Consider the following 596-nt stretch of genomic DNA (forward strand, 5'->3'; position numbering starts at 1 on the left):
CCAACTGGCCCGCAGCCCACGCCGCTTCGACGTGATCGTGACCGACAACCTCTTCGGCGACCTGCTGAGCGACGCGGCGGGCGCCATCATCGGCTCGCTTGGGATGCTGCCTTCCGCGTCACTCTCCGCACTGGATGCGTCGGGGCGCAGGCGGGCGCTCTATGAGCCGGTGCATGGCTCCGCGCCCGACATCGCGGGCCAGGGGGTGGCGAACCCGCTGGGGTCCATCTTGTCGGTGGCGCTGCTGCTGCGCTGGAGCGCGGGGCGGCCGGAGGATGCGGCGCATCTGGAGGCGGCGGTGGAGCGGGTCTTGGCGCAGGGTGCCCGCACGGGCGATATCGCGGCCCCCGGCGAGGCGGTGCTGACGACGGCGCAGATGGGGGATGCGGTGCTGACCTGTCTGTAGCTATTGTTTCCCGAGGGGTGGATCAACGATTGCAGTAAGCTACAACCTCCAAAATACTAAAGGCAGAAAATCAACCAATCCTAATTTTATGCGATTTTATTTCCAAAAGAAATTATATTAAACATATGCAGCAGGAGAACAAATTGGCAGGCCCGTTGAAAATCTCCGTAGAAACGGAAGTCCCTTCTAA

At 61.6% G+C, this 596-nt stretch carries 1 protein-coding gene; it reads left to right on the top strand.

Annotated elements, in window-relative coordinates:
* The coding region (locus JTN19_RS14525; protein WP_242531171.1) for an isocitrate/isopropylmalate family dehydrogenase at nucleotides 1-406 on the top strand (406 nt) is incomplete at its 5' end.
* Nucleotides 407-596: the final 190 nt, after the last annotated feature.

The sequence above is a fragment of the Roseococcus thiosulfatophilus genome, from assembly GCF_017311575.1.
Taxonomy (GTDB): domain Bacteria; phylum Pseudomonadota; class Alphaproteobacteria; order Acetobacterales; family Acetobacteraceae; genus Roseococcus; species Roseococcus thiosulfatophilus.